Below are 21,817 nucleotides of genomic sequence, written 5' to 3'. Positions count from 1 at the left end.
AATAAGTTTGAAAAAAATAATTATTTGGAGGGAAACGTGTAGACAATCAACTCTTTCTGTTACAAATATGGGAAAACGAATGTATTTTTATTAGCGAATACCTTAAATATTGTGTCATTTATATTGTTTTTAGGCTTGAGTGATGGTCACTCGTTGCTTTCAGTTTTGCCTTTCGGTTGTTTTTATACTGTACAGCTTGTGGGGATTTTCTTTATCAATGAAGCTAAATCAGTTGTTTCAAGTGTTTACATCGAGCGGCTAGCACTTCTATCTGGTCTGGTGGGTACATTTTTTGCAATGTTGGGGACCTTTTTCTTTGGATGCTATGTTGTTGCAGGAATATTGATTGGGTTAAGTTCATCCTGGCTAGAAATCGCCAACCTGACAGTGAATCACTATCAACCTAACAAAGAAGTCACAATTCACTATAGTTTGCTTAGTATCGGGATTGTGCTTCTTTTAGGCGGTCTATCAATCGCCGGTGCTTGGCGATTTACGTTGTCTTTTGCTCTTTATTTCCTATTCTATCTTATTGGGTTTCAGTATATTCGTGAAGCAATTCAGCGGGAGAAAGTGCAACGACTATCCGTTAAAGAATGGAACACGCTTGTTTCTAAGAAGGAAAGTTTGTTGTTTTTGGGAATGGGGGCGTTGATTTTTCTTCTTTGGATTGGACGATTGGTCAACTCTGAACGAGAAATTGAATTGGCTCTTATCGGTTTCTGTATCTTATTTTTCTTGTTTTTTATTCAGATAAAAAATCAGCGAACGAAATGGAAAGTGGCTAAAAGCATAAATGTCCTTTGTTTTTTCAATGGTGTTTTGGGAAATTATTTGATTCTTTTTGGAGCAATCTATGTTAGTCAATGTTATGGTCAATCGTCCACTGCTTGGCTATTATATGTACCTATGCTGTAGGCATGTTGGGTGCAACCGTTAGTTTCTCATTTTTGGTGCGACGTTTGGGCAATTATTTTGAGGGGGCTCTATTTGGCATTCTTTTCTTGGGATTTTGTACCGTCTTTTTTGAGAAACGCATTTTTGGGGGATTTCTATTTTTAAACTATGGTCTGTTCTTGTTGAATCTTTGGTTAAATCGCCAATACTTGGCAACAACGACGCTTCATAAAGAACAACAATTAGTTGTAAAAAAAGTGACTCAAAACAAAGGAGCCATCACGCATCAATTTGTCCTCATGTTGGGGTTCCTTTTGGCCGGTCATATTCAAGGTTTTTCATTGCAACAATTATTTCAAGTACAAGAACAGATTATAGGCAATCGTGCAATCACAAGTAGTTAGCCACTATTCGCCAAATTTCAAGTGTCATCGGTGGGGTGGTTACATTGGGATTGATTGGCTGGACCATCTGGCGTGCGAACAAAGTGGAAGTGAAAGAATATGAATGATGACAATCGAAGGTTACAAGAATTTCAAAAATCTTGGGCACAAAATAAATATTGGGTGATGGGAAGGTCGCAACAAGCATACAATGCTATTCGACAATTGGCCAAGAATAATCAGTGGTCTGATGAAAAGCAAGTGCACTATGCAACGATTTTGGCCTCTTTAGAAGAAGTGTCCCCTACCTCAAAGACAACCCGTGTTGTTGCGGAACATATCTGGGGATACTTTAAAAAGCGTGCAACGCCCGAAGAAAAGCAAATGTTTCAACAATTAGTAGAGGATGAAAACCGAATCATCCAGGAGATGCCACGTTTTCTAAAATCACTCCAGTTAGCCTATCCAGATGCGTATCTAGCAAAGATGCGATGGTTTGACGAATAAACAACAAGAACATGTTTTCGATTTTCCGGTTAATCTTTCCGGATTCATCTGAAACATGTTCTTTTATTAAGAATTCATAGACGCTTAATCGAGTACTTGCACGCCCAGTCCGATCAACCCTGGACCTGTATGGACAACTAAGGCAGGTGAGATTGTATCAAAGAAAATTTTTTCAGCTGTCGGAAAAGTGTGTTCAATTAGTCCTTTGAGCCACAGCGCTTCTTCTAACGCATCCCCGTGGGCAATCGCGATGCGGTATCTGACATGTGTGCCAATATCTTTTTTTAGAAGCGTAAGTAAGTGTTCGAGGCTTTTTTTTCTTCCACGTGTTTTAGCAACGGTATAATAAATTCCATTTTCATTACAGGAGATAGTTGGAAACAGACGCAAAGCCGTGCCAATCAAGGAGGAAACCAAGCCAATCCGGCCCCCTTTTTGTAAATATTCCAGCGTGGCTACATTGAAATATATCTTTGTTTTAGGGACGTCTTTTTCTAATTGCTGGCTGATTTCATGCCAAGATTTTCCTTCATCAATCAGCTCAATCGCATGGATGGCTTGTAGTCCAGCGGCGATGCCAATGTTTTTGGTATCTAAGACAAACATCTCCAGTTCTGTATCTTCGGCGAGCAATCGCAAAACGTTATACGTTCCACTTAATCCACTTGAAATAGCGACGGCGATGATTTTTTCATAACCATCTGTCATAATTTTGGTCAGTACTTTAGCAATTTCTGATCCCGCTGGCAGCGAAGTTGAAGGAATTTCTTCTGGTAATCGTTTGTAGACTTCCTCTGGGGTAATATCTATTTTGTCACGGTATACTTGATTTTTGTAGATAACTTGTAAGGGTATCGTATATACATTGGGTAATTGACTATATGCAGTAGGCAAATCCGTACCTGAGTCAACTAAGATAGCTATTTTTTCTTTATTCACTTTTTTCCACCTTCTCTAAATACTGTTGTTCCAGTTCAATCATTTTTTCGGCGAGCAGTTTCTCTGCAAAGGAGCGAGTGGCTGCTTTTACTGCAATTAATTCCAAAGGAGTTGCTTGTTTTTCCAAACGGATAGGCCCATCAATTTGCTGTTTGATAAAATGAATGGCTTCTTCTTGCTCGCAACAAAACAGATCATAGGCCTTACGAATGCCGACCTGCTTCCCTTGAAAAAGGATACCTGTTCGAATTTCATTGATTGTTAGCACTTGCTTGAGCGAAGTAATGGCCAATAAAAAGGCCAAGTGTTTACGGTTGTACTTTTTTTTAATTGGTGCGGGAATAATGTGCAATTTGACGTAGTTATTGACCATTGCTGCAGTTAGCAATGGATGCTTTTCTGATTGAATTACCGGTGAAAGGTATTTGTCGATTAGGGTTAAAACTTGATCCATATACAATTCTAAATCAGGTAATTCTTCCCATTTAGGCAAATGAAAAGACTGTAATTCATCTGCCCAAGCTAATAGTTTTTCATGTATCTGTTCCATAAACGCATCCTCTTTATTTCAATAATAGTTTCATCTAGTTATTAAAACTAGATAAATTATAGCACGAAATAAGTTGCTTGAAAAGATGTTACTTTTTGCCAAAAATATGATAGATTGATAACAACCTAGTCACAAGAAAGGGAGGAAAAATAGAGCATGTCACAGACACCATTTGAAAAAGTTCAAGCATTTCATCAAAAATTTGATGCACCAGGAAGTCAAATACCGCAGGCTTTTCAAGCCGAACAGATGTTGAACCGCGCAGGATTTAAAGTAGAGGAAATCGTTGAATCGCTTTATGCAACAGCGAATAATCAACCTGAGGTATTCGAATCATTGGTTGATGGCCTTCATCAAAAAATCGATGAAGCGGTTCAAAAGATTCAAACCAAACATCAACCGGTTGATGATGTACTGGTTGGACAGGTGGATGCTTTAATTGATTTACTGTATTTTACCTATGGATCGTTTGTCCTCATGGGTGTCAACCCAGAACCGCTCTTTGCAATTGTTCATGATGCAAATATGGGGAAAATGTTTCCTGATGGTCAACCTCATTATGATGAAAAGACACATAAAATTTTAAAACCAAGTGGTTGGGAGGAGCAATACGCCCCAGAACCACGAATAAAAGCGGAATTAAATCGCCAACATATGCAAAAAGAGGAAGAATAATACAGGAGGTATCGCATGAATTTAGTGAATTTTCGAGATTTAGGTGGGGTAAAAACAAAAGAAGGAAAAGTCATCAAACCCAATCGTCTTTTGCGCTCAGGAGAATTGGTGCAACTAGACGAAGAAGGGAAAAAAGTTTTAGCCCAACATCAACTGACAAAAGTGATTGATTTGCGTAGTGAAGACGAACTGGAAAAACGGCCAGATGATGCGCTACACACCATTGATTACCAATGGATTGATATTATGAAAGATGTCAAAGAAAATGCCAGTATGGATGCATTGTTGCAAGCAGGAGAATTAGAAGCTGTCGATCGTCACATGAAGCAGATTTATACCAATTTAGTGATGAATGAAGGCGCTCAAAAAGGATATCGCCAATATTTTGAGCAATTGCTCGCAACAGAAACCGGAGGCGTATTGTTCCATTGCTTTGCTGGTAAGGATCGTACAGGAATGGCGGCTGTCTATGCGTTAGAATTATTAGGAATTTCTCGTGACGCGATTTATCAAGATTATTTGCAAACAAATATCCAGCGGGCAAAACCAAATGAGAGCATGTTTGCTGAGTTGGCGAAACAAGGAGCGACCAAACAGCAAATTGCAGGTGTCAAAATTGCGATGGAAGTATCGGCCAGTTATTTGGATCACGCGTATCAATTGATTAAAACGAAATATGGCAGTATGCAAGAGTATGCGAAGGAAGCGTTGCTACTAAGTACTCAAGATCAAAAAGACTTGCAAGCTTTGTATTTGGATTAGTAAAATCAAAAGGAGAAAAACGATGGGATGGCAAGACTTTCAAGATGACTATAATCAACCTGATACACGTTGGCACAAGGGTCCGTTGAATCTTCTGACCGATGTTCCTGGGATTACTGTCGGACATCAAACGGTACGGCTTGGCAAGGTTCAAACTGGTGTGACAGTGATTCAACCTGCAACAGGCAATGTGTTTCGTGAAAAATTACCTGCAGCTATGTATGTAATCAATGGTTTTGGAAAAAGTACTGGTTTTATGCAGGTGGAAGAACTCGGAACACTGGAGACACCGATTGTATTGACGAATACGTTGGCTGTCGGAACGGCTTATCAAGCGCTGGTACGGCGCCTGTTAGCAGAAAATCCAGAAATCGGGATCTCTACGGGAACGGTCAATCCAATTGTTATGGAATGCAATGATGGGCAAATCAATGCCATTCGAACACTATCAGTAACGGAAGAAACGATTCAGCAAGCATTTGCAGCTTGTACCGAAACATTTGCGGAAGGTGCTGTTGGCGCTGGGACTGGCATGTGCTGTTATGATTTAAAAGGTGGGATTGGTTCAGCATCTAGGCAAATTACCTTCGATGGTCAGACCTTTACGATGGGGGCATTGGTGCTTTCAAATTTTGGTTCGCTAGAAGATTTGGTTATTAATCATCGTGCTATTGGCAAAGAATTAAAAAAAGTCATTCAGGCAGAAAAAAAAGTAGAAAAAGGCAGTATTATCACTATTCTAGCAACTGATTTGCCTTTAGATGTAAGGCAATTAAAGCGACTTGCCAAACGGACGAGCGTCGGGATTACTCGAACTGGCTCGTTTATTGGCAATGGAAGTGGGGAAGTTAGTTTTGCCTTCTCTACTGCAAATCGGGTGGCACATTTTGCCGAATCTGCATGGTCAATGCGAACCGTTCTTGCTGAAAACCTCATGGACGATTGCTTTCGAATGACGGTTTCTGTTGTAGAAGAGGCCGTGGTGAGTTCTTTAATGCATGCACAATCGACATGTGATATCCATGGTAAAACAGTCTATTCACTGAGCGATGCACTTGCACGTCTGTAAGAATCACAAAAAAAGAGTCTAACTCACTTTGTTGGTTTCATCAGAAAACAAAGGAGAGACTCTTTTTTCGTGGAGATAGTTACTTAGAAAGATTATAATAATTTTCGATGCCAGCAAGGATGGCGTCTGCCACCATTTGTCGATAGTTGGCTGTATTCATAATTGCAAGGTCATTGTCGTTGTTTAAATAACCCAATTCCAATAGAATACCCGGGACGAATGTGTTTCGTAGGACCATATAGTTGGCGACTTGAACTCCTCGATCTGACAATGAATTGTTTGCAGCTAGTTGAGTATGAATAGTATTGGCGAACGCTTCGGAATGGTCATAGTAATAATAGGTCGTATAGCCCTCTGCTTGGTTAGCATAATCATAATTATCGTAATGAAAACTAATGAATAAATTGGCATTGGCATTATTGGTTATTTCAGCAACTTTGGCCAGACGCGTGTACTCACTATCTTTTGTCCGTGTCATGATTACATTGATACCGGCCGCTTCCAGTGTTTTTTTAACTGTTTTCGTCGTTGCAAGTGTTAGGGTCTTTTCATAAATCGTTTCCGTGTTGTCCAATGATCCGACATCATCGCCACCGTGTCCTGGATCTAAAACAACGGTCAATTCATCTAACGAGTTGATGGTAGTTTGTACTTTATAAGTTGCCTTTTTTCCATGCTCTTTTTCAATGTATCCAACTAGATTATCTGGTGTTTTTATTTTATAGAATGCCCCTTCTGTTCCATGATAATCTGACCATACGCCATCGTATGTTTGACCAATGACTGTACTTGAAGTTGAAGCCGTTTCATAAATTGGCACAGAGTAGTCAGCATCCGTAGCTGTGTTTACATCCAAATTGCTTGTATCCACTGTTGCCTGAACATATGGTGTTTTCGTAAATGTTCTTTTGATTATTTTTTTGGGGACAACAGTCGCCATCGTTGTTTGCTGCGTATCGGTAGAACGATTATTTAGTTGATAGACTACTACAAAACCAACAATGCCTAGAATGAGGATGAGTTGCAATCGTCTGCGGTATTTCTTTTTTAATCTACGTCGTTTTTTCTTCACAAAGTTTCCTCTTTTTTCTTTTATTCTATAAGGAAAGCTTGAAATTTATTTGAAGATTTCCTTAGCATTTTTTGAACATAGTGATATCTAAATAGTATAGCAAGAAAACAAAAAAAATCGTAGCATTGTTTATCCAATTGTTAAAAATATGGTAGATTAAAGAGTGTGCAAAATACGATAAGGAGTAGGTACATGAGAAATATAAAATTAATCATTGAATATGATGGAACCAGATACCAAGGGTGGCAACGATTAGGGGACTCGGATAAAACCATACAAGGGAAATTAGAGAAGATTGTCAGTCAACTAACGGGAGAAACCATTGAGTTGATCGGATCTGGTCGAACCGATGCAGGAACACACGCACGCGGTCAGGTCGCCAATTTTAAAACAAATTGCAATAAATCGTTGGAAGAGATGCATCATTTCTTTTTGACGTACTTGCCAAAAGACATTGTAGTGACCAGTATTGACGAGGTACCAGAACGTTTCCATGCAAGATACAATGCGGTGAGTAAGCAATATAGTTATTATGTACGACACGCAGAGCTTCCTTCTGCGTTTGATCGTAACTATCATTTTTATGTAGCAGAACCGCTTGATTGGGAGGCTATGACAGAAGCTTGTCTAAGATTAACTGGAGCGCATGATTTTCTTGGTTTTTCCGCTTTAAAGAAGTCTAAAAAATCAACCGTTCGAACGATTGAGTCCATCGAGATGGAAAAAGAAGAAGCGATGATTCGCTTTGTGTTCCGAGGCGATGGCTTTTTATACAAAATGGTGCGGATTATGATGGGAACAATCTTAGCGGTGGGGAAGGGTGAAATGACCGTCAATCAGATTGACGATATTTTTCAAGCCAAAATTCGCCAGGCAGCAGGGGAAACTGTACCTGCTCAAGGGTTGTTTTTAGATGGCGTCTTTTATGAAAAAAACTGAACTTTTAAATAAATACGAAAGGAGTCTTTTATGTCAAAACTACCAAATTGTCCAATGTGTAACAGTGAATACGCGTATGAAGATCGCGGCTTATTGATTTGTCCAGAGTGTGCTCATGAATGGGTTGCTGGTGAAGAACAAAAGGTTGAAGAGGGAGTAGTTGTCCTTGATCGCAATGGTGCCCGTTTAGCTGATGGAGACAATGTTATCGTGATCAAAGATTTAAAAGTGAAGGGCGCAAGTGGTTCCATCAAACAGGGGACAAAGGTGAAATCCATTCGTCTCGTTGAGGGAGACCATCAAATTGATTGCAAAGTAGATGGCTTTGGCGCGATGAAACTAAAAGCAGAATTTGTTAAAAAAGCAGATGCCTAGTGATGACTAGCTTGCAAAGTCGATAACTAAAAACCTATCCATTCATAACCAGTGCGTATCGTTCTTCGTCAAGAAACGATTTGAAAGAACGCAATAGTATGAATGAATAGGTTTTTTATCGATTATTCTCCCCAGTAAGCTTGGGCAATTTTTTGTCCTTGATTAATTTTTTGCCATTGTTGTTCTTGGGTCAACTCATTCCCGCAATCACAAGAGGCAAACCCACATTGATGAGAAAGATACAGACGTTCTTTTGGTAAAATGGTGCTGGCTTTATCCAATAATGCAACAACGCGTGTTTCATCATCTAATGTATTTGTTTTGCTTGAAAGAAGACCTAGAACAACTGAAACATCTGGACGATCTTTTAAGACTTCCAATGCAGAAATGTCGCCAGCTCGATCATCATCCCATTCTAAAAAGAAACGGTCGTAATGTTGATCACGTAAAAATTTTTCAGCAATTGCTGCATAGGAACCACCTGCAGCATGACGGCTTTGGTAGTTTCCGCGACAATTATGTGTCCAAACATGCAAGCCTAATTTATGACCATAATCTGCAATTTCATTATTGATTGCTACAAATTCGTCAGCTAAGTCTTCTAATCCACCATTACCCTCAGTAAAAAAACTGGAGTCGTTATCTTCAGCAAAAAGCTCCCATAAACAGTCATCAAATTGAATAATCTTTCCGCCGGCTGCTTGATAATCATCTAAAAATTCTTTGTATGCCTGAAGCAGACCTTCTTTTAAGGCTTCCTTTGTCTTGTAGACTTGATTTTCGCCATATAGTCCATCAAAGATTGCTAGTTCAGTGAAGGCATGCGCTGCTCCCCAAACAGTTAGTTTCACTTCGGTATCCCCAGCTTGTTCTTGTAGTTCTTTGAAAATGGTTAAGAAGTGATGGTCTTTTCCCGAAAGTGGTGCCGTGATTCGAATGCCAATATCTTTACGGGTTTCAAAATGCCCACCATCTAGATCTTTAAAGCTATAACCTTGATCTGCAATATAGCGTTCAATGCCCGCAAATCCCCATAGGAAATCCAAATGCCACATCGATTTTGAATATTCACCATCAGTTAAGACCGTGATTCCTTGATTTTTTTGCTCTTCAATCACATTTTTAATTGCAGCTTCCTCAGTTTCTTTGTATCCAGGGAAAGAATCATAAAATGGATAGCGGATATCTTCGCGTTGTTCAATTTGTTCTTTGTAAGTTAATAAATCATTTGAGCGTAATAACGATCCTACTAATTGGAAACGGTCTGTTTTTGTCATTTGAGTACCTCCTATTATTTCGTGCTACGATAGGCTCATTGTAACAAGAATTTTATTTTTGCGATAATAGCTATTTATTTGGTTATGTAATAGTTTAAAACTATTACATAAAAACTTGTAGCAAAGCTGTTATTATCAATTAAAAAATATAAATGAAAAAAATCCGTAGATGAAGAATAATATTCATAGATTTTTCTTATTTTTCTTGACTTAAAATTGTTTTAAGATAATAATTATTATTGAAAGGCACAATAGTATTGTACCTAGAAATAAAAAATTAGGAGGAATGAACAATGTCATTAGTTGGAAAACCAGTGGAAGAATTTCAAGCACATGCTTATCGTAATGGAGATTTTGTAGAAGTAAGTTCGGAAGATTTAAAAGGTCAATGGAGTCTTTTTTGTTTTTATCCTGCTGATTTTACCTTTGTATGTCCGACAGAATTAGAAGATTTACAAGAACAATATGAAACATTGAAAGGATTAGGCGTGGAAGTGTATTCTGTTTCAACCGACACGCATTTTACGCATAAAGCTTGGCATGATCATTCAGATGCGATTGGAAAAATAACCTATACAATGATTGGTGATCCAAACCACCATATTTCTCGTATTTTTGATGTTTTAGATGAAGAAGCTGGTGCTGCTCAACGTGGGACATTTTTAATTGATCCAGATGGCGTGATTCAAACAGTTGAGATTAATGCTGATGGTATCGGTCGAAATGCAGCGCACTACATTGATAAGGTAAAAGCTGCCGAATACGTTCGGACACATCCAGGAGAAGTTTGTCCGGCAAAATGGAAAGAAGGATCTGAAACATTAAAACCAAGCTTAGATTTAGTTGGGAAAATTTAAGGAGGGTCTCTCATGAGTTTAGATCAAGAGATTAAAGGCCAATTGCAACAATACCTTGCATTGTTAGAAAATAATGTGGTGTTTACGGCTAGCTTTGATACGAGTGAGCATTCAAAGGAAGTTCAAGCCTTCTTGGAAGAGATTGTTTCAATGTCTGACAAGCTTTCATTGCAAACAGAAAAATTGCACTATACGCCGAGCTTTCAAATAGACACAAAAAACGGCTCTTCTGGCATCGTATTTGCTGGGGTGCCACTAGGACATGAATTCACTTCATTTGTCTTGGCTTTGTTACAAGTGGGTGGACGTGCACCGAAAATAGATGAGGCAACTGCGAAACGGATTAAAAATATCGAGCAAGAATTTCATTTTGAAACATTTGTTAGTCTGACTTGCCACAACTGTCCAGATGTTGTCCAAGCACTAAATATTATGAGTGTATTGAACCCATCTATTTCGCATACGATGATTGAAGGTGGCATGTTCAAGGACATAGTTGAAGAAAAAGAGGTTATGGCCGTACCAACAGTCTTTTTAGATGGTAAGGAATTCGCAAGTGGCCGCATGTCCATTGAACAAATATTGGATAAATTACCAATCGAAGCGGAAGTTGAAGATGATTTGTCAACGCGAGATCCATATGATGTACTTGTTGTTGGTGCTGGACCAGCTGGCGTGAGTGCTGCGATTTATGCTGCGCGTAAAGGAATCCGCACGGGAATCATTGCCGAACGATTTGGTGGTCAGGTTTTGGAAACAGTAGGAATTGAAAACTTGATTGGTACGCCTTATACAGAAGGAGAAAAATTAGCCCAAGCGTTAGAAATTCATGCCAAGGAATATCCAATTGATATCATCAAAGCAAGAAAAGTTGCTTCTTTATCAGTGGAAGGTGACATGCATGTCGTGACGTTAGACAATGGTGCGACATTAAAAGCAAAGGCATTGATTATTGCTACGGGTGCAAGATGGCGTAATGTCAATGTTCCTGGTGAATCCGAATTCAAAAATAAAGGCGTTGCCTATTGTCCACATTGCGATGGACCTTTGTTTGCAGGCAAAGACGTTGCAGTTATCGGTGGAGGAAATTCAGGAATAGAAGCGGCCATTGACTTGGCAGGTTTGACGAAACATGTCACTGTCATTGAATTTTTACCAGAATTAAAAGCTGACGAAGTGCTTCAAAAACGATTGGCGACACTAACGAATGTGACAGTCATTAAAAATGCTCAAACAATGAAAATTTTAGGTGATAAAAAAGTAACGAGCTTAACTTATAAAGATCGCGCAACGGAAGAAATTCATGGCGTGGATTTGGCAGGTGTTTTTGTCCAAATCGGACTCGTACCAAATACCGAATTTTTGGATGAACGGTTTGCCAAAACAAAAATGGGCGAAATTGAAGTCGATAAGCGTGGTCAAACAAGTGTCCCAGGGATTTTTGCAGCAGGAGATTGCACCGACAGTGCCTACAAACAAATTATTATCTCGATGGGATCAGGAGCTACCGCAGCATTAGGTGCATTTGATTATTTGATTCGCCATTAAAGAACGTAGGAAGGAAGAGTGCATACTTGCCTCTTCCTTTTTTGATGGTGTTAGTAGATATTTCAGAAAATGATTGTTGTCTTTTTCATTACCTGATATGATAGAAAAAAGTTCATTTACTAAGGAGTAGATGCAATGCAAAATCGAACAAAAGGAATCGTAACAGGTGTCAGCTCTTATATTCTCTGGGGTGTGTTAGGGTTATATTGGTCACTGCTAAAAGAAGTACCAGCTCTTGATATTTTGGGGTATCGCTTTATTTTTTCTCTAGTTTTTATGGCGGTTATTTTGTCTTTTCAGAAACAGTGGACATCTTTTTTTGCGAGTGTCAAAACATTATGGCAATCAGGAAAAATTATTTGGGTCATTTTAAGTTCCCTTTTCATTGCCTTAAATTGGGGAACCTATATTTATATGGTTGGACATGGTCAAGCCACTGAAGCAAGCTTAGGGTATTATATTATGCCATTATTGAACGTGGTCGTGGCGGTGTTTTTTTTCCGGGAACCACTAACAAAGACAAGCGTTCTGGCTGTTTTGTTTGCGACAATTGGCGTGGTATTATTAACGATTCAGACAGGTTCGATTCCTTTCAATACGATGATTGTGGCATTTGCCTTCTGTTTTTACGGTGTTCTAAAAAAACAAATTGCACTACCAGCTAGTTTTTCGCTAACGTTAGAAACGATAGTCTGTTTTCCGTTGGCGGTGGGGTATTTCTTTTTCTCAAAGACACCCTCTCTCTTCTCTTATGATGGGTTAACGATTTCCTTACTCGTATTGAGTGGAGTCATTACAGCTGTTCCTTTGCTGTTATTTACAGTTGCCGCAAAATCATTGGATTTTTTGACTTTGAGTTTTATTCAATACATTAATCCAACAATTCAGTTATTGATAGCAGTGTTTTTTTTTCGCGAAGCATTCGATCCTCATAAATTGATTGTTTTTGTTTTTATCTGGATAGGCATTGCGATTTTTACCATTGGCAGTATTCACAGCTACCGACAAGCTATTTTTTATAAAAAATAGTTTGTCGGTTTTTTTATGAGCATGCTATTGTAGAAATAAAAAGGAGGGAAGGCTGATGGGAAAACGAGTCTACGTTTTGGCACCAGATTCATTTAAAGAAAGTATGACGGCACAAGAGGCTTGCCAGGCGATGGCAGTCGGGATTCGGCGTGTGCAGCCAGATGCGACGATTCTTCAGGTTCCTATGGCAGATGGGGGTGAAGGGACGATGGCTGTTTTGGTAGAGGCACAACAAGGACGCTATCAGTCAATGATGGTTCACGGTCCTTTAGAAAATCAAATGGTTCAGGCTTCTTATGGCATCATAAATAATGGCGAGACGGCTATTATCGAAATGGCTCAAGCAAGTGGTCTGGGACTCGTTCCAAAAGAGAAGCGACAGCCGTTGGATACGTCGTCTTATGGAACAGGGGAGTTATTCATGGACGCTCTCGCCAAAGGAGTAAAAACAATCGTACTGACATTAGGTGGAAGTGCCACGAACGACGCGGGTGCAGGAATGTTGCAAGCACTAGGAGGAAAACTAATGCGTCGAGATGGACAACCCATCTCTTGGGGAAATGCTGGACTTTCAGAATTGGCTCACCTTGATTTGATTGAAGTCAAAAGGCTGCTGGCAAATAAAACCATTTTGCTAGTGAGCGATGTCAACAATCCTCTTTTAGGTAAAACAGGAGCAACCGCGGTATTTGCAAAACAAAAGGGTGCAGTTGCAGCCGATTACACTCGCTTAGAAGAGAATATGAAACGTTTCGTAGCATTATTGGAAAAGAAGGAGAAAAAAGAATTCCATACCATTCCTGGCTCCGGGGCCGCTGGCGGACTAGCACTACCACTCCTGGCACTAGGCAACGCCACCTTTGTATCGGGTGTGCAGTATGTAGCAGAAAAAGTAAAGTTAAGTGCGGCTATTCAAAAGGCTGATTGGGTATTTACTGGTGAGGGGGGCATTGATTTCCAAACCAAATTTGGTAAAACTCCGTATGGTGTCGCTCAAGTAGCTCGTCAATATCATAAACCAACCATTGCATTTGCTGGAAAAATTGGATTGGGCATCGATTCACTTTACGCTGAAGGGTTTGATGCTATCTTCGGAATCCTCGGACAAACGGGTTCGCTAGATCAAGCATTGAGCTCTGGACCAGAGAACTTGGCTCGTACAGTTGAGAACATCGTACGCTTGTTACAAATTTCGCAAAAGGGATGAAAAATAGCTATATTAAAAAAATAAGAGGTGATATAATTTTTGTAAGCGATTTAATTTTATTTTTTGGATAAAAAAATAGCGCCGAGACAGCGCCACTAAAAAGTTGATTACGGTTAAACCTTATTTTAACTTGCTATGTTGAGTCGAATGCTACCAACAAATATAGTTTAACAAATATTTTTATTTTTGCAAGCGATTAATTTTAAAAATTAAATAGTAGGAGGGAAAAGAATGAAAAATGATTACACGATTGGATTGGATATCGGTACGAACTCTGTTGGCTATTCTGTTGTGACGGATGATTACAAAGTGATTTCAAAAAAAATGAACGTATTTGGGAATACGGAAAAGAAATCAATCAAAAAAAATTTTTGGGGTGTGCGATTATTTGAAAGCGGCCAAACAGCACAAGAAGCCAGAATGAAACGAACCTCGCGTCGAAGAATTGCGAGAAGAAAAAATAGAATTTGCTATCTTCAAGAAATATTTCAACCAGAGATGAATCATTTGGACAATAATTTCTTTTATCGGCTAAATGAAAGTTTTCTTGTTGCAGACGATGCTAAATATGATAAACACCCGATTTTTGGTACTTTGGATGAGGAAATCCACTTTCATGAGCAGTTCCCTACTATTTATCATTTGAGAAAATACTTAGCTGACGGTGATGAAAAAGCTGATCTAAGACTCGTTTACTTGGCTATTGCGCATATTATTAAGTTTAGAGGGAACTTTTTAATTGAAGGTGAATTGAATACTGAGAACAACTCAGTTATCGAGCTTTCCAAAGTTTTTGTTCAGCTATACAATCAGACATTAAGCGAGTTAGAAGGGTTTCAATTCATTGATGAGTCCATCGATTTTTCTGAAGTATTAACCCAGCAGTTAAGTAAGTCTGAACGAGCTGATAATGTTCTTAAACTTTTTCCAGATGAAAAAGGAACAGGAATCTTCGCGCAATTTATCAAGTTGATTGTAGGAAATCAAGGTAACTTCAAGAAAGTTTTCCAACTTGAAGAAGATCAAAAGTTGCAGCTATCAACGGATGATTATGAAGAAAACATTGAGAATTTATTAGCAATAATTGGTGATGAATACGGCGATATATTTGTAGCAGCACAAAATTTGTATCAAGCAATCTTATTAGCTGGAATTTTAACTTCAACGGAGAAAACAAGGGCAAAGTTGTCAGCTTCGATGATCCAAAGATATGAAGAGCATGCCAAAGATTTAAAGTTATTAAAAAGGTTTGTAAAAGAGCATATTCCAGATAAGTATGCTGAGATTTTTAATGATGCGACAAAAAATGGATACGCCGGATACATTGATGGAAAGACGAAAGAGGAAGAATTTTATAAATACTTGAAAACCACTTTGGTTCAGAAGAGCGGGTACCAGTATTTTATTGAGAAAATAGAACAAGAAAACTTTTTACGGAAGCAAAGAATATATGATAATGGTGTTATCCCGCATCAAGTCCATGCAGAAGAATTACGTGCAATACTGAGAAAACAAGAAAAATACTATTCATTTTTGAAAGAAAATCATGAAAAAATAGAACAAATATTTAAAGTAAGAATTCCTTACTATGTTGGTCCATTGGCGAAACACAATGAGCAAAGTAGGTTTGCTTGGAATATAAGAAAATCGGATGAACCAATTCGACCTTGGAATATGAATGATGTTGTCGATGAGAATGCTTCAGCAGTAGCCTTTATTGAAAGAATGACGATAAAAGATATTTATCTTAACGAAAATGTTTTGCCTAGACATAGCTTAATCTATGAAAAGTTTACAGTCTTTAATGAACTGACAAAAGTATTGTATGCGGATGATAGAGGTGTTTTCCAACGATTTTCAGCCGAAGAAAAAGAAGATATCTTTGAAAAACTATTTAAAAGTGAAAGGAAAGTAACAAAGAAAAAATTAGAAAACTATTTACGTATCGAACTATCAATATCAAGCCCATCAGTAAAAGGAATTGAAGAGCAATTTAATGCCAATTTTGGGACATATTTAGATTTGAAAAAATTTGATGAACTGCATCCCTATTTAGATGACGAAAAATATCAAGATACTTTGGAAGAAGTAATAAAAGTATTAACTGTCTTTGAAGATCGCTCGATGATTCAAAATCAACTTGAACAATTACCACTGAATTTATCGACAAAAACGATAAAAGCATTGAGCCGCAGAAAATATACTGGGTGGGGCAGATTGTCAGCTAGACTAATTGATGGAATTCACGACAAAAATTCTGGCAAGACGATTTTGGATTATTTAATTGAAGATGAATCTGATTCGTATATAGTAAATCGTAATTTCATGCAATTAATTAACGATGATCACCTATCTTTTAAGAAAATAATTGAAGACAGCCAACCGTATAAAGAACAGCAATCTGCTGAAGAGATTGTTTCCGAATTGAGTGGAAGTCCAGCAATAAAAAAAGGAATCTTACAGAGCTTAAAAATAGTAGATGAGCTTGTTGCTATCATGGGTTACAAGCCTAAAAACATCGTGGTAGAGATGGCCAGAGAAAACCAAACAACAGGTCGTGGAAAACAAAATTCCAAGCCAAGATTGAAAGGTATTGAAAATGGATTGAAAGAATTCTCTGACAGTGTTTTAAAGGGGAGTTCGATTGATAACAAGCAGCTTCAAAATGACAGACTTTACTTGTACTATCTTCAAAATGGAAAAGATATGTACACTGGACATGAATTAGATATCGATCACCTATCGACCTACGATATCGACCATATTATCCCACAAAGTTTCTTAACAGATAATTCTATTGATAATCGAGTATTGACTACTTCTAAGTCAAACAGAGGGAAATCTGACAATGTGCCAAGTGAAGAAGTGGTCAGAAAAATGGATCGCTTTTGGAGAAAGTTGCTAAATGCAAAACTTATAAGTGAGCGTAAGTATACAAATCTAACTAAAAAAGAACTAACGGAAAGTGATAAAGCAGGATTTTTGAAAAGACAGTTAGTTGAAACTAGACAAATTACGAAACACGTAGCGACAATTTTAGATTCGAAATTTAACGAAGATAGTAATAATCGAGATGTTCAGATAATTACATTGAAATCGGCTCTTGTTTCAGAATTTAGAAAGACTTTCAATCTTTATAAAGTGCGCGAAATAAACGATCTACATCACGCTCATGATGCGTATTTGAATGCAGTAGTAGCTCTATCTTTGTTGAGAGTGTACCCACAGTTGAAGCCAGAATTTGTTTATGGAGAGTATGGTAAAAATTCCATACATGATCAAAATAAGGCGACTATAAAAAAACAATTTTATAGCAATATCACAAGATATTTTGCTAGCAAAGACTATATTATCAATGATGATGGAGAAATTTTATGGAATAAGCAAGAAACAATAGCACAAGTGATTAAGACACTAGGTATGCATCAAGTAAACGTCGTGAAGAAAGTTGAAATTCAAAAAGGTGGGTTCTCTAAAGAATCGATACAACCAAAAGGTGAATCTCAAAAACTGATTAGAAGAAAGCAGCAATGGAATACAAAAAAATATGGTGGATTTGATAGCCCAGTAGTTGCCTATGCTATTTTACTTAGTTTTGATAAAGGGAAAAGGAAAGCTAGATCATTTAAAATAGTTGGCATAACAATTCAAGATAGAGAAAGTTTTGAGGGAAATCCAATTCTCTATTTATCAAAAAAAGATTACCATAATCCAAAAGTTGAGGCTATTTTACCTAAATATTCTTTATTTGAATTTGAAAATGGCCGTAGAAGAATGGTGGCAAGTGCTTCTGAAACTCAAAAAGGAAACCAGTTGATCATTCCAGGACATTTAATGGAGTTATTGTACCATTCGAAAAAAATTATTAATGGTAAAAATAGCGATAGCGTGAGTTACATTCAAAATAACAAAGAGAAATTTAGAGAAATTTTTGAATATATTGTAGATTTCTCAAGCAAATATATTTCAGCAGATGCAAATCTAAATAAAATAGAAAAAATATTTGAAAATAATTTTCACAAGGCAAGTGAACAAGAAATAGCAAAATCGTTTATTAACTTATTAACATTTACTGCTATGGGAGCTCCTGCAGATTTTGAATTTTTTGGTGAGAAGATACCTAGAAAACGATATGTCTCCATAAGTGAAATAATAGATGCGGTTTTTATTCACCAATCGATTACTGGACTATATGAGACAAGGGTACGTCTAACGGAGGTCTAACAATGGGATGGAGAACGATTGTGGTCAATACACACTCAAAACTATCATACAAGAATAATTATCTTATTTTTCGTAGTTCTAAGCAGACAGAAATGATTCACTTGTCAGAAATTGATACTATTCTACTCGAGACAACAGATATAACCATTACAACGATGCTGATGAAACGAATTGTTGATGAAAAAATCTTATTAATTTTTTGTGATGATAAACGGTTACCTATTGCAAAGATTATGCCTTTTTATGGACGACACGATAGTAGTCTCCAGTTGACCAAGCAACTTACATGGGTTGAAGATATGAAAAGTTGGGTATGGACAGAAATCATTGGTCAGAAAATTTTGAATCAAAGCAATCATCTCAAAAAAAGAGGACTTCTAGAAAAAGAGCAGGCTATTTTGTCGCTATATAACAATTTGCAAACTTATGATCCAACTAATCGAGAAGGACACGCAGCGAGAATATATTTTAATGCATTATTTGGAAATAAGTTTACTCGCAACCAAGAAAATGATATCAATGCAGCATTAAATTATGGATATACGTTACTAATGAGTATGTTTGCACGAGAAATTGTTTGCATGGGCTGTATGACTCAGTTTGGATTAAAGCATGCAAATCAGTTCAATGATTTTAATTTACCTAGCGATATCATGGAGCCTTTCCGTATAATTATTGACGAAATTGTGTTTGATAATAAAGATCAGGATTTTAAACATATCAAAACCCAATTGTTTGCTATTTTTTCAAACACATATATATATAATGATAAAGAAATGTTTTTGAATAATATCATTAGCGATTATACGAAAAAAGCTATAAAAGTATTGAATAACGAGCAGAAAGGAGTTCCTGTATTTAGGATATGAGTTATCGATATATGAGATTATTATTAATGTTTGATATACCTACTGATTCAGCAAGTGAAAGAAAAGCTTATCGTAAATTCCGTAATTTTTTACTCAGTGAAGGTTTTATTATGCATCAATACTCTGTTTATAGTAAGCTGTTGCTAAATGACACTGCAAACAAATCAATGATAGCAAGACTAAGAGAGCACAATCCGAATACGGGCTCTATAACAATTTTAACGGTGACTGAAAAACAATTTGCAAGAATGATTTATTTAAGTGGCGAAAGAGATACAGCCATTTCAAATACAGATACCAGACTAATTATTTTAGGAGAGAGTGAAAATGCTGAAGATTAACTTTACTCTTTTAGATCAACCAATTCAAATTGAGGATTTAACAATTTTAGTGATTGAAGATGTCATCATATTTTCTCAGATAATTAGGCAAGTATATCAATATGAATTAGATGGCGATTTTAAAATATATAATGATAGGTACGAATCACTAAAATCAAGTGAATTAGTAACTATTACAGATATTTTTGGATATGATATAAATTCTGCGGGGATTTTGAAGTTAATCTATGCAGATTTGGAAGATCAGCTGAATCAACAACCGGAAGTTAAATCGATGATTGACAAATTGACTTCCACAATAACCGAAATCATCAGTTATGAATTGATTGAAAATGAAATGGATTTAGAGTATGACGAAATTACTATACAGGAACTTTTTAAATCATTGGGGATTAAAATTGAGGTGAAGAGTGATACAATTTTTGATAAGGTAATTGAGATTATCCAAGTTTTTAAATTTTTGACTAAAAAGAAACTGCTAATTTTTATTAATGTGGGTACTTATTTAACGAAAAAAGAAATGAAATATCTAGACGAATATGTAAAATTGAATCATGTTAAATTATTGATGATAGAGGGACACAGAGTAGAGGGGATGCCACAGTATATTTTAGATTCCGACTACTATTTGGATTTAGATTTATAGATAAATAATTGTTCCTTGACAATTGAATATTTGATAAAATTTACTGCATTCGATTCTGAAACTTTGCTAGAGTGAATAGCGCGATTACGGAACTTTGGAGATAAAAAATATCTGCGAGGTTTTAGAGCTATGTTGAATCGAATGCTTCCAAAACCTCACTCCTTTTTTTGATGACTTTGACCTTGTTTTAGAGCTATGTTGAATCGAATGCTTCCAAAACTTATTTCTTGTATTGTGTTTCGCACACCTTGTTTTAGAGCTATGTTGAATCGAATGCTTCCAAAACGATGTTGTTTGATAGCCAACCAGTGTCCCAGTTTTAGAGCTATGTTGAATCGAATGCTTCCAAAACGTTAAATAGCGTGCTTATGGCGCTAGGGTTGTTTTAGAGCTATGTTGAATCGAATGCTTCCAAAACAAACTGCAAAAAAAGAATTTACAATAGTCAGTTTTAGAGCTATGTTGAATCGAATGCTTCCAAAACAATTTGATCTATGTTGAAGGTCGTAAGTACGTTTTAGAGCTATGTTGAATCGAATGCTTCCAAAACCCCCAGCATGACAAATCCTTTACCTTTCGTGTTTTAGAGCTATGTTGAATCGAATGCTTCCAAAACACTATACCCTTGTTCAAAAATGGTGATATATCGTTTTAGAGCTATGTTGAATCGAATGCTTCCAAAACTTACGGTGTCAGGAGTTACGCCGTACAATTGTTTTAGAGCTATGTTGAATCGAATGCTTCCAAAACCATAGCTAGTGAGAATATCCATATCGTATTGTTTTAGAGCTATGTTGAATCGAATGCTTCCAAAACCGACGAGTTGATTTTTCCTTCCGAAAACGGGTTTTAGAGCTATGTTGAATCGAATGCTTCCAAAACTGATAAAGCAAAGAGATCTAATTTTAAGATGTTTTAGAGCTATGTTGAATCGAATGCTTCCAAAACTCTGTAAAGGATATCCACGACACTGATAGTGTTTTAGAGCTATGTTGAATCGAATGCTTCCAAAACTCACGTTTTTAAACGCTTCATATAGACCTGGTTTTAGAGCTATGTTGAATCGAATGCTTCCAAAACAAATTTACGCTTTTTACGCACAATATGCCAGTTTTAGAGCTATGTTGAATCGAATGCTTCCAAAACTGGCGAAAAATTGTTGCCGGTTGTCACGCCGGTTTTAGAGCTATGTTGAATCGAATGCTTCCAAAACCGTTTTGTGTGCCTGTTTGTACATAAAAATGTTTTAGAGCTATGTTGAATCGAATGCTTCCAAAACAAGAAAAAGCAAGAATCATCCTCGAAAATAGTTTTAGAGCTATGTTGAATCGAATGCTTCCAAAACATTTGGATAAGCCGCCATCCATAGTGAGTTGTTTTAGAGCTATGTTGAATCGAATGCTTCCAAAACCGATTGTAGAGAGAGCAGAAAGACTTGCAAGTTTTAGAGCTATGTTGAATCGAATGCTTCCAAAACTGGAAGTATTTTCAAGATGGGCTTTGATACGTTTTAGAGCTATGTTGAATCGAATGCTTCCAAAACTATTGTGTGCTTACTATGACGAGTTTTACTGTTTTAGAGCTATGTTGAATCGAATGCTTCCAAAACAAATGCTTCTTCCAGTTGCACACGTTGGTCGTTTTAGAGCTA

Annotated in this window: 20 protein-coding genes and 1 CRISPR repeat array; of the genes, 16 read left to right on the top strand and 4 right to left on the bottom strand. The window is 37.2% G+C overall.

Going from position 1 to position 21,817, the window contains the following annotated elements:
• Positions 1-153: 153 nt before the first annotated feature.
• From HMPREF9088_RS09500 to HMPREF9088_RS09490, 3 genes are all read left to right on the top strand, one after another.
• Positions 154-918 carry a hypothetical protein gene (locus HMPREF9088_RS09500; protein ID WP_040366962.1) on the top strand — a complete coding sequence of 255 codons (765 nt, stop codon included), beginning with the start codon at positions 154-156 and terminating at the stop codon, positions 916-918.
• A gap of 44 nt (positions 919-962) precedes the next feature.
• Entirely contained in the window at positions 963-1,301 is a 339-nt protein-coding gene (locus tag HMPREF9088_RS09495) for a hypothetical protein (protein WP_143139666.1), read from the top strand.
• A gap of 99 nt (positions 1,302-1,400) precedes the next feature.
• Positions 1,401-1,787, top strand: coding sequence for a YbgA family protein (locus HMPREF9088_RS09490; RefSeq protein ID WP_007209017.1), 387 nt, complete (start codon positions 1,401-1,403; stop codon positions 1,785-1,787).
• Between the two features lie 84 nt (positions 1,788-1,871).
• Here HMPREF9088_RS09490 and HMPREF9088_RS09485 read toward each other — a convergent pair whose 3' ends face one another.
• Together HMPREF9088_RS09485 and HMPREF9088_RS09480 are read right to left on the bottom strand one after the other, a co-directional pair.
• Positions 1,872-2,726, bottom strand: coding sequence for a DegV family protein (locus HMPREF9088_RS09485; protein WP_007209016.1), 855 nt, complete (start codon positions 2,724-2,726; stop codon positions 1,872-1,874).
• Positions 2,719-3,276: a DUF1836 domain-containing protein gene (locus tag HMPREF9088_RS09480; RefSeq protein ID WP_007209015.1), complete on the bottom strand. Its 558-nt coding sequence runs from the start codon at positions 3,274-3,276 to the stop codon at positions 2,719-2,721. Before HMPREF9088_RS09480 ends, HMPREF9088_RS09485 begins: the two co-directional genes overlap by 8 nt.
• A 156-nt stretch (positions 3,277-3,432) precedes the next feature.
• Here HMPREF9088_RS09480 and HMPREF9088_RS09475 point away from each other — a divergent pair, with 156 nt between their 5' ends.
• The 3 genes from HMPREF9088_RS09475 to HMPREF9088_RS09465 are packed head-to-tail and all read left to right on the top strand — an operon-like array spanning position 3,433 to position 5,782.
• Positions 3,433-3,951: a pyrophosphohydrolase domain-containing protein gene (locus tag HMPREF9088_RS09475; protein WP_007209014.1), complete on the top strand. Its 519-nt coding sequence runs from the start codon at positions 3,433-3,435 to the stop codon at positions 3,949-3,951.
• Between the two features lie 15 nt (positions 3,952-3,966).
• Positions 3,967-4,713 (top strand): tyrosine-protein phosphatase, encoded by a 747-nt coding sequence (locus HMPREF9088_RS09470; RefSeq protein WP_007209013.1) that lies wholly within the window; start codon positions 3,967-3,969, stop codon positions 4,711-4,713.
• A 22-nt stretch (positions 4,714-4,735) separates the two neighbouring features.
• Entirely contained in the window at positions 4,736-5,782 is a 1,047-nt protein-coding gene (locus HMPREF9088_RS09465; protein ID WP_007209012.1) for a P1 family peptidase, read from the top strand.
• 79 nt (positions 5,783-5,861) lie between these two features.
• On the opposite strand, the gene HMPREF9088_RS11470 is transcribed toward HMPREF9088_RS09465, so the two are convergent.
• Positions 5,862-6,854 (bottom strand): N-acetylmuramoyl-L-alanine amidase, encoded by a 993-nt coding sequence (locus HMPREF9088_RS11470; protein WP_007209011.1) that lies wholly within the window; start codon positions 6,852-6,854, stop codon positions 5,862-5,864.
• A gap of 192 nt (positions 6,855-7,046) precedes the next feature.
• On the opposite strand from HMPREF9088_RS11470, the gene truA reads away from it, so the two are divergent.
• On the top strand, positions 7,047-7,793 hold the full coding sequence (gene truA / locus HMPREF9088_RS09455) for a tRNA pseudouridine(38-40) synthase TruA (RefSeq protein WP_007209010.1): 747 nt from the start codon (positions 7,047-7,049) through the stop codon (positions 7,791-7,793).
• 30 nt (positions 7,794-7,823) lie between these two features.
• Positions 7,824-8,168 carry a zinc ribbon domain-containing protein YjdM gene (locus HMPREF9088_RS09450; RefSeq protein ID WP_007209009.1) on the top strand — a complete coding sequence of 115 codons (345 nt, stop codon included), beginning with the start codon at positions 7,824-7,826 and terminating at the stop codon, positions 8,166-8,168.
• Positions 8,169-8,290: 122 nt separating this feature from the next.
• Here the strand turns inward: HMPREF9088_RS09450 and HMPREF9088_RS09445 are convergent, their stop codons facing one another.
• Positions 8,291-9,445 (bottom strand): cobalamin-independent methionine synthase II family protein, encoded by a 1,155-nt coding sequence (locus HMPREF9088_RS09445; RefSeq protein ID WP_007209008.1) that lies wholly within the window; start codon positions 9,443-9,445, stop codon positions 8,291-8,293.
• Between the two features lie 293 nt (positions 9,446-9,738).
• Between HMPREF9088_RS09445 and ahpC the strand changes: the two genes are divergently transcribed.
• From ahpC to csn2, 8 genes are all read left to right on the top strand, one after another.
• On the top strand, positions 9,739-10,302 hold the full coding sequence (ahpC, locus tag HMPREF9088_RS09440; RefSeq protein WP_007209007.1) for an alkyl hydroperoxide reductase subunit C: 564 nt from the start codon (positions 9,739-9,741) through the stop codon (positions 10,300-10,302).
• A 12-nt stretch (positions 10,303-10,314) separates the two neighbouring features.
• The gene (gene ahpF / locus HMPREF9088_RS09435; RefSeq protein WP_007209006.1) at positions 10,315-11,850 is read left to right on the top strand and encodes an alkyl hydroperoxide reductase subunit F; all 1,536 of its coding nucleotides are present in this window, start codon (positions 10,315-10,317) and stop codon (positions 11,848-11,850) included.
• A gap of 135 nt (positions 11,851-11,985) precedes the next feature.
• Positions 11,986-12,879 carry an EamA family transporter RarD gene (rarD, locus tag HMPREF9088_RS09430; protein WP_007209005.1) on the top strand — a complete coding sequence of 298 codons (894 nt, stop codon included), beginning with the start codon at positions 11,986-11,988 and terminating at the stop codon, positions 12,877-12,879.
• Between the two features lie 55 nt (positions 12,880-12,934).
• Positions 12,935-14,086: a glycerate kinase gene (locus HMPREF9088_RS09425; RefSeq protein WP_007209004.1), complete on the top strand. Its 1,152-nt coding sequence runs from the start codon at positions 12,935-12,937 to the stop codon at positions 14,084-14,086.
• Between the two features lie 231 nt (positions 14,087-14,317).
• On the top strand, positions 14,318-18,310 hold the full coding sequence (gene cas9 / locus HMPREF9088_RS09420) for a type II CRISPR RNA-guided endonuclease Cas9 (protein WP_007209003.1): 3,993 nt from the start codon (positions 14,318-14,320) through the stop codon (positions 18,308-18,310).
• A gap of 2 nt (positions 18,311-18,312) precedes the next feature.
• The gene (gene cas1, locus HMPREF9088_RS09415) at positions 18,313-19,179 is read left to right on the top strand and encodes a type II CRISPR-associated endonuclease Cas1 (RefSeq protein ID WP_007209002.1); all 867 of its coding nucleotides are present in this window, start codon (positions 18,313-18,315) and stop codon (positions 19,177-19,179) included.
• Positions 19,176-19,520, top strand: a complete 345-nt coding sequence (gene cas2 / locus HMPREF9088_RS09410) for a CRISPR-associated endonuclease Cas2 (protein ID WP_007209001.1) — start codon at positions 19,176-19,178, stop codon at positions 19,518-19,520. Before cas1 ends, cas2 begins: the two co-directional genes overlap by 4 nt.
• Entirely contained in the window at positions 19,507-20,166 is a 660-nt protein-coding gene (gene csn2, locus HMPREF9088_RS09405) for a type II-A CRISPR-associated protein Csn2 (protein WP_007209000.1), read from the top strand. Before cas2 ends, csn2 begins: the two co-directional genes overlap by 14 nt.
• Before the next feature lie 118 nt (positions 20,167-20,284).
• A CRISPR array of direct repeats spans positions 20,285-21,775; the repeat unit is 36 nt; unit sequence GTTTTAGAGCTATGTTGAATCGAATGCTTCCAAAAC.
• Between the last annotated feature and the right edge of the window lie 42 nt (positions 21,776-21,817).

The sequence above is a fragment of the Enterococcus italicus DSM 15952 genome (assembly GCF_000185365.1).
GTDB lineage: Bacteria > Bacillota > Bacilli > Lactobacillales > Enterococcaceae > Enterococcus_G > Enterococcus_G italicus.
Note: the sequence above shows the minus strand (reverse complement) of the source record. Positions and strands in the feature narration are given on the sequence as shown.

Excerpts from the sequence above, each read along its gene's own strand:
- ahpF (WP_007209006.1), top strand. The coding sequence starts at position 10,315 with ATGAGTTTAGATCAAGAGATTAAAGGCCAATTGCAACAATACCTTGCA.
- truA (WP_007209010.1), top strand. The coding sequence starts at position 7,047 with ATGAGAAATATAAAATTAATCATTGAATATGATGGAACCAGATACCAA.
- cas2 (WP_007209001.1), top strand. The coding sequence starts at position 19,176 with ATGAGTTATCGATATATGAGATTATTATTAATGTTTGATATACCTACT.
- HMPREF9088_RS09450 (WP_007209009.1), top strand. The coding sequence starts at position 7,824 with ATGTCAAAACTACCAAATTGTCCAATGTGTAACAGTGAATACGCGTAT.
- rarD (WP_007209005.1), top strand. The coding sequence starts at position 11,986 with ATGCAAAATCGAACAAAAGGAATCGTAACAGGTGTCAGCTCTTATATT.
- cas1 (WP_007209002.1), top strand. The coding sequence starts at position 18,313 with ATGGGATGGAGAACGATTGTGGTCAATACACACTCAAAACTATCATAC.
- HMPREF9088_RS09425 (WP_007209004.1), top strand. The coding sequence starts at position 12,935 with ATGGGAAAACGAGTCTACGTTTTGGCACCAGATTCATTTAAAGAAAGT.
- HMPREF9088_RS09475 (WP_007209014.1), top strand. The coding sequence starts at position 3,433 with ATGTCACAGACACCATTTGAAAAAGTTCAAGCATTTCATCAAAAATTT.
- csn2 (WP_007209000.1), top strand. The coding sequence starts at position 19,507 with ATGCTGAAGATTAACTTTACTCTTTTAGATCAACCAATTCAAATTGAG.
- cas9 (WP_007209003.1), top strand. The coding sequence starts at position 14,318 with ATGAAAAATGATTACACGATTGGATTGGATATCGGTACGAACTCTGTT.
- HMPREF9088_RS09445 (WP_007209008.1), bottom strand. The coding sequence starts at position 9,445 with ATGACAAAAACAGACCGTTTCCAATTAGTAGGATCGTTATTACGCTCA.
- HMPREF9088_RS09465 (WP_007209012.1), top strand. The coding sequence starts at position 4,736 with ATGGGATGGCAAGACTTTCAAGATGACTATAATCAACCTGATACACGT.
- HMPREF9088_RS09480 (WP_007209015.1), bottom strand. The coding sequence starts at position 3,276 with ATGGAACAGATACATGAAAAACTATTAGCTTGGGCAGATGAATTACAG.
- ahpC (WP_007209007.1), top strand. The coding sequence starts at position 9,739 with ATGTCATTAGTTGGAAAACCAGTGGAAGAATTTCAAGCACATGCTTAT.
- HMPREF9088_RS09490 (WP_007209017.1), top strand. The coding sequence starts at position 1,401 with ATGAATGATGACAATCGAAGGTTACAAGAATTTCAAAAATCTTGGGCA.
- HMPREF9088_RS09470 (WP_007209013.1), top strand. The coding sequence starts at position 3,967 with ATGAATTTAGTGAATTTTCGAGATTTAGGTGGGGTAAAAACAAAAGAA.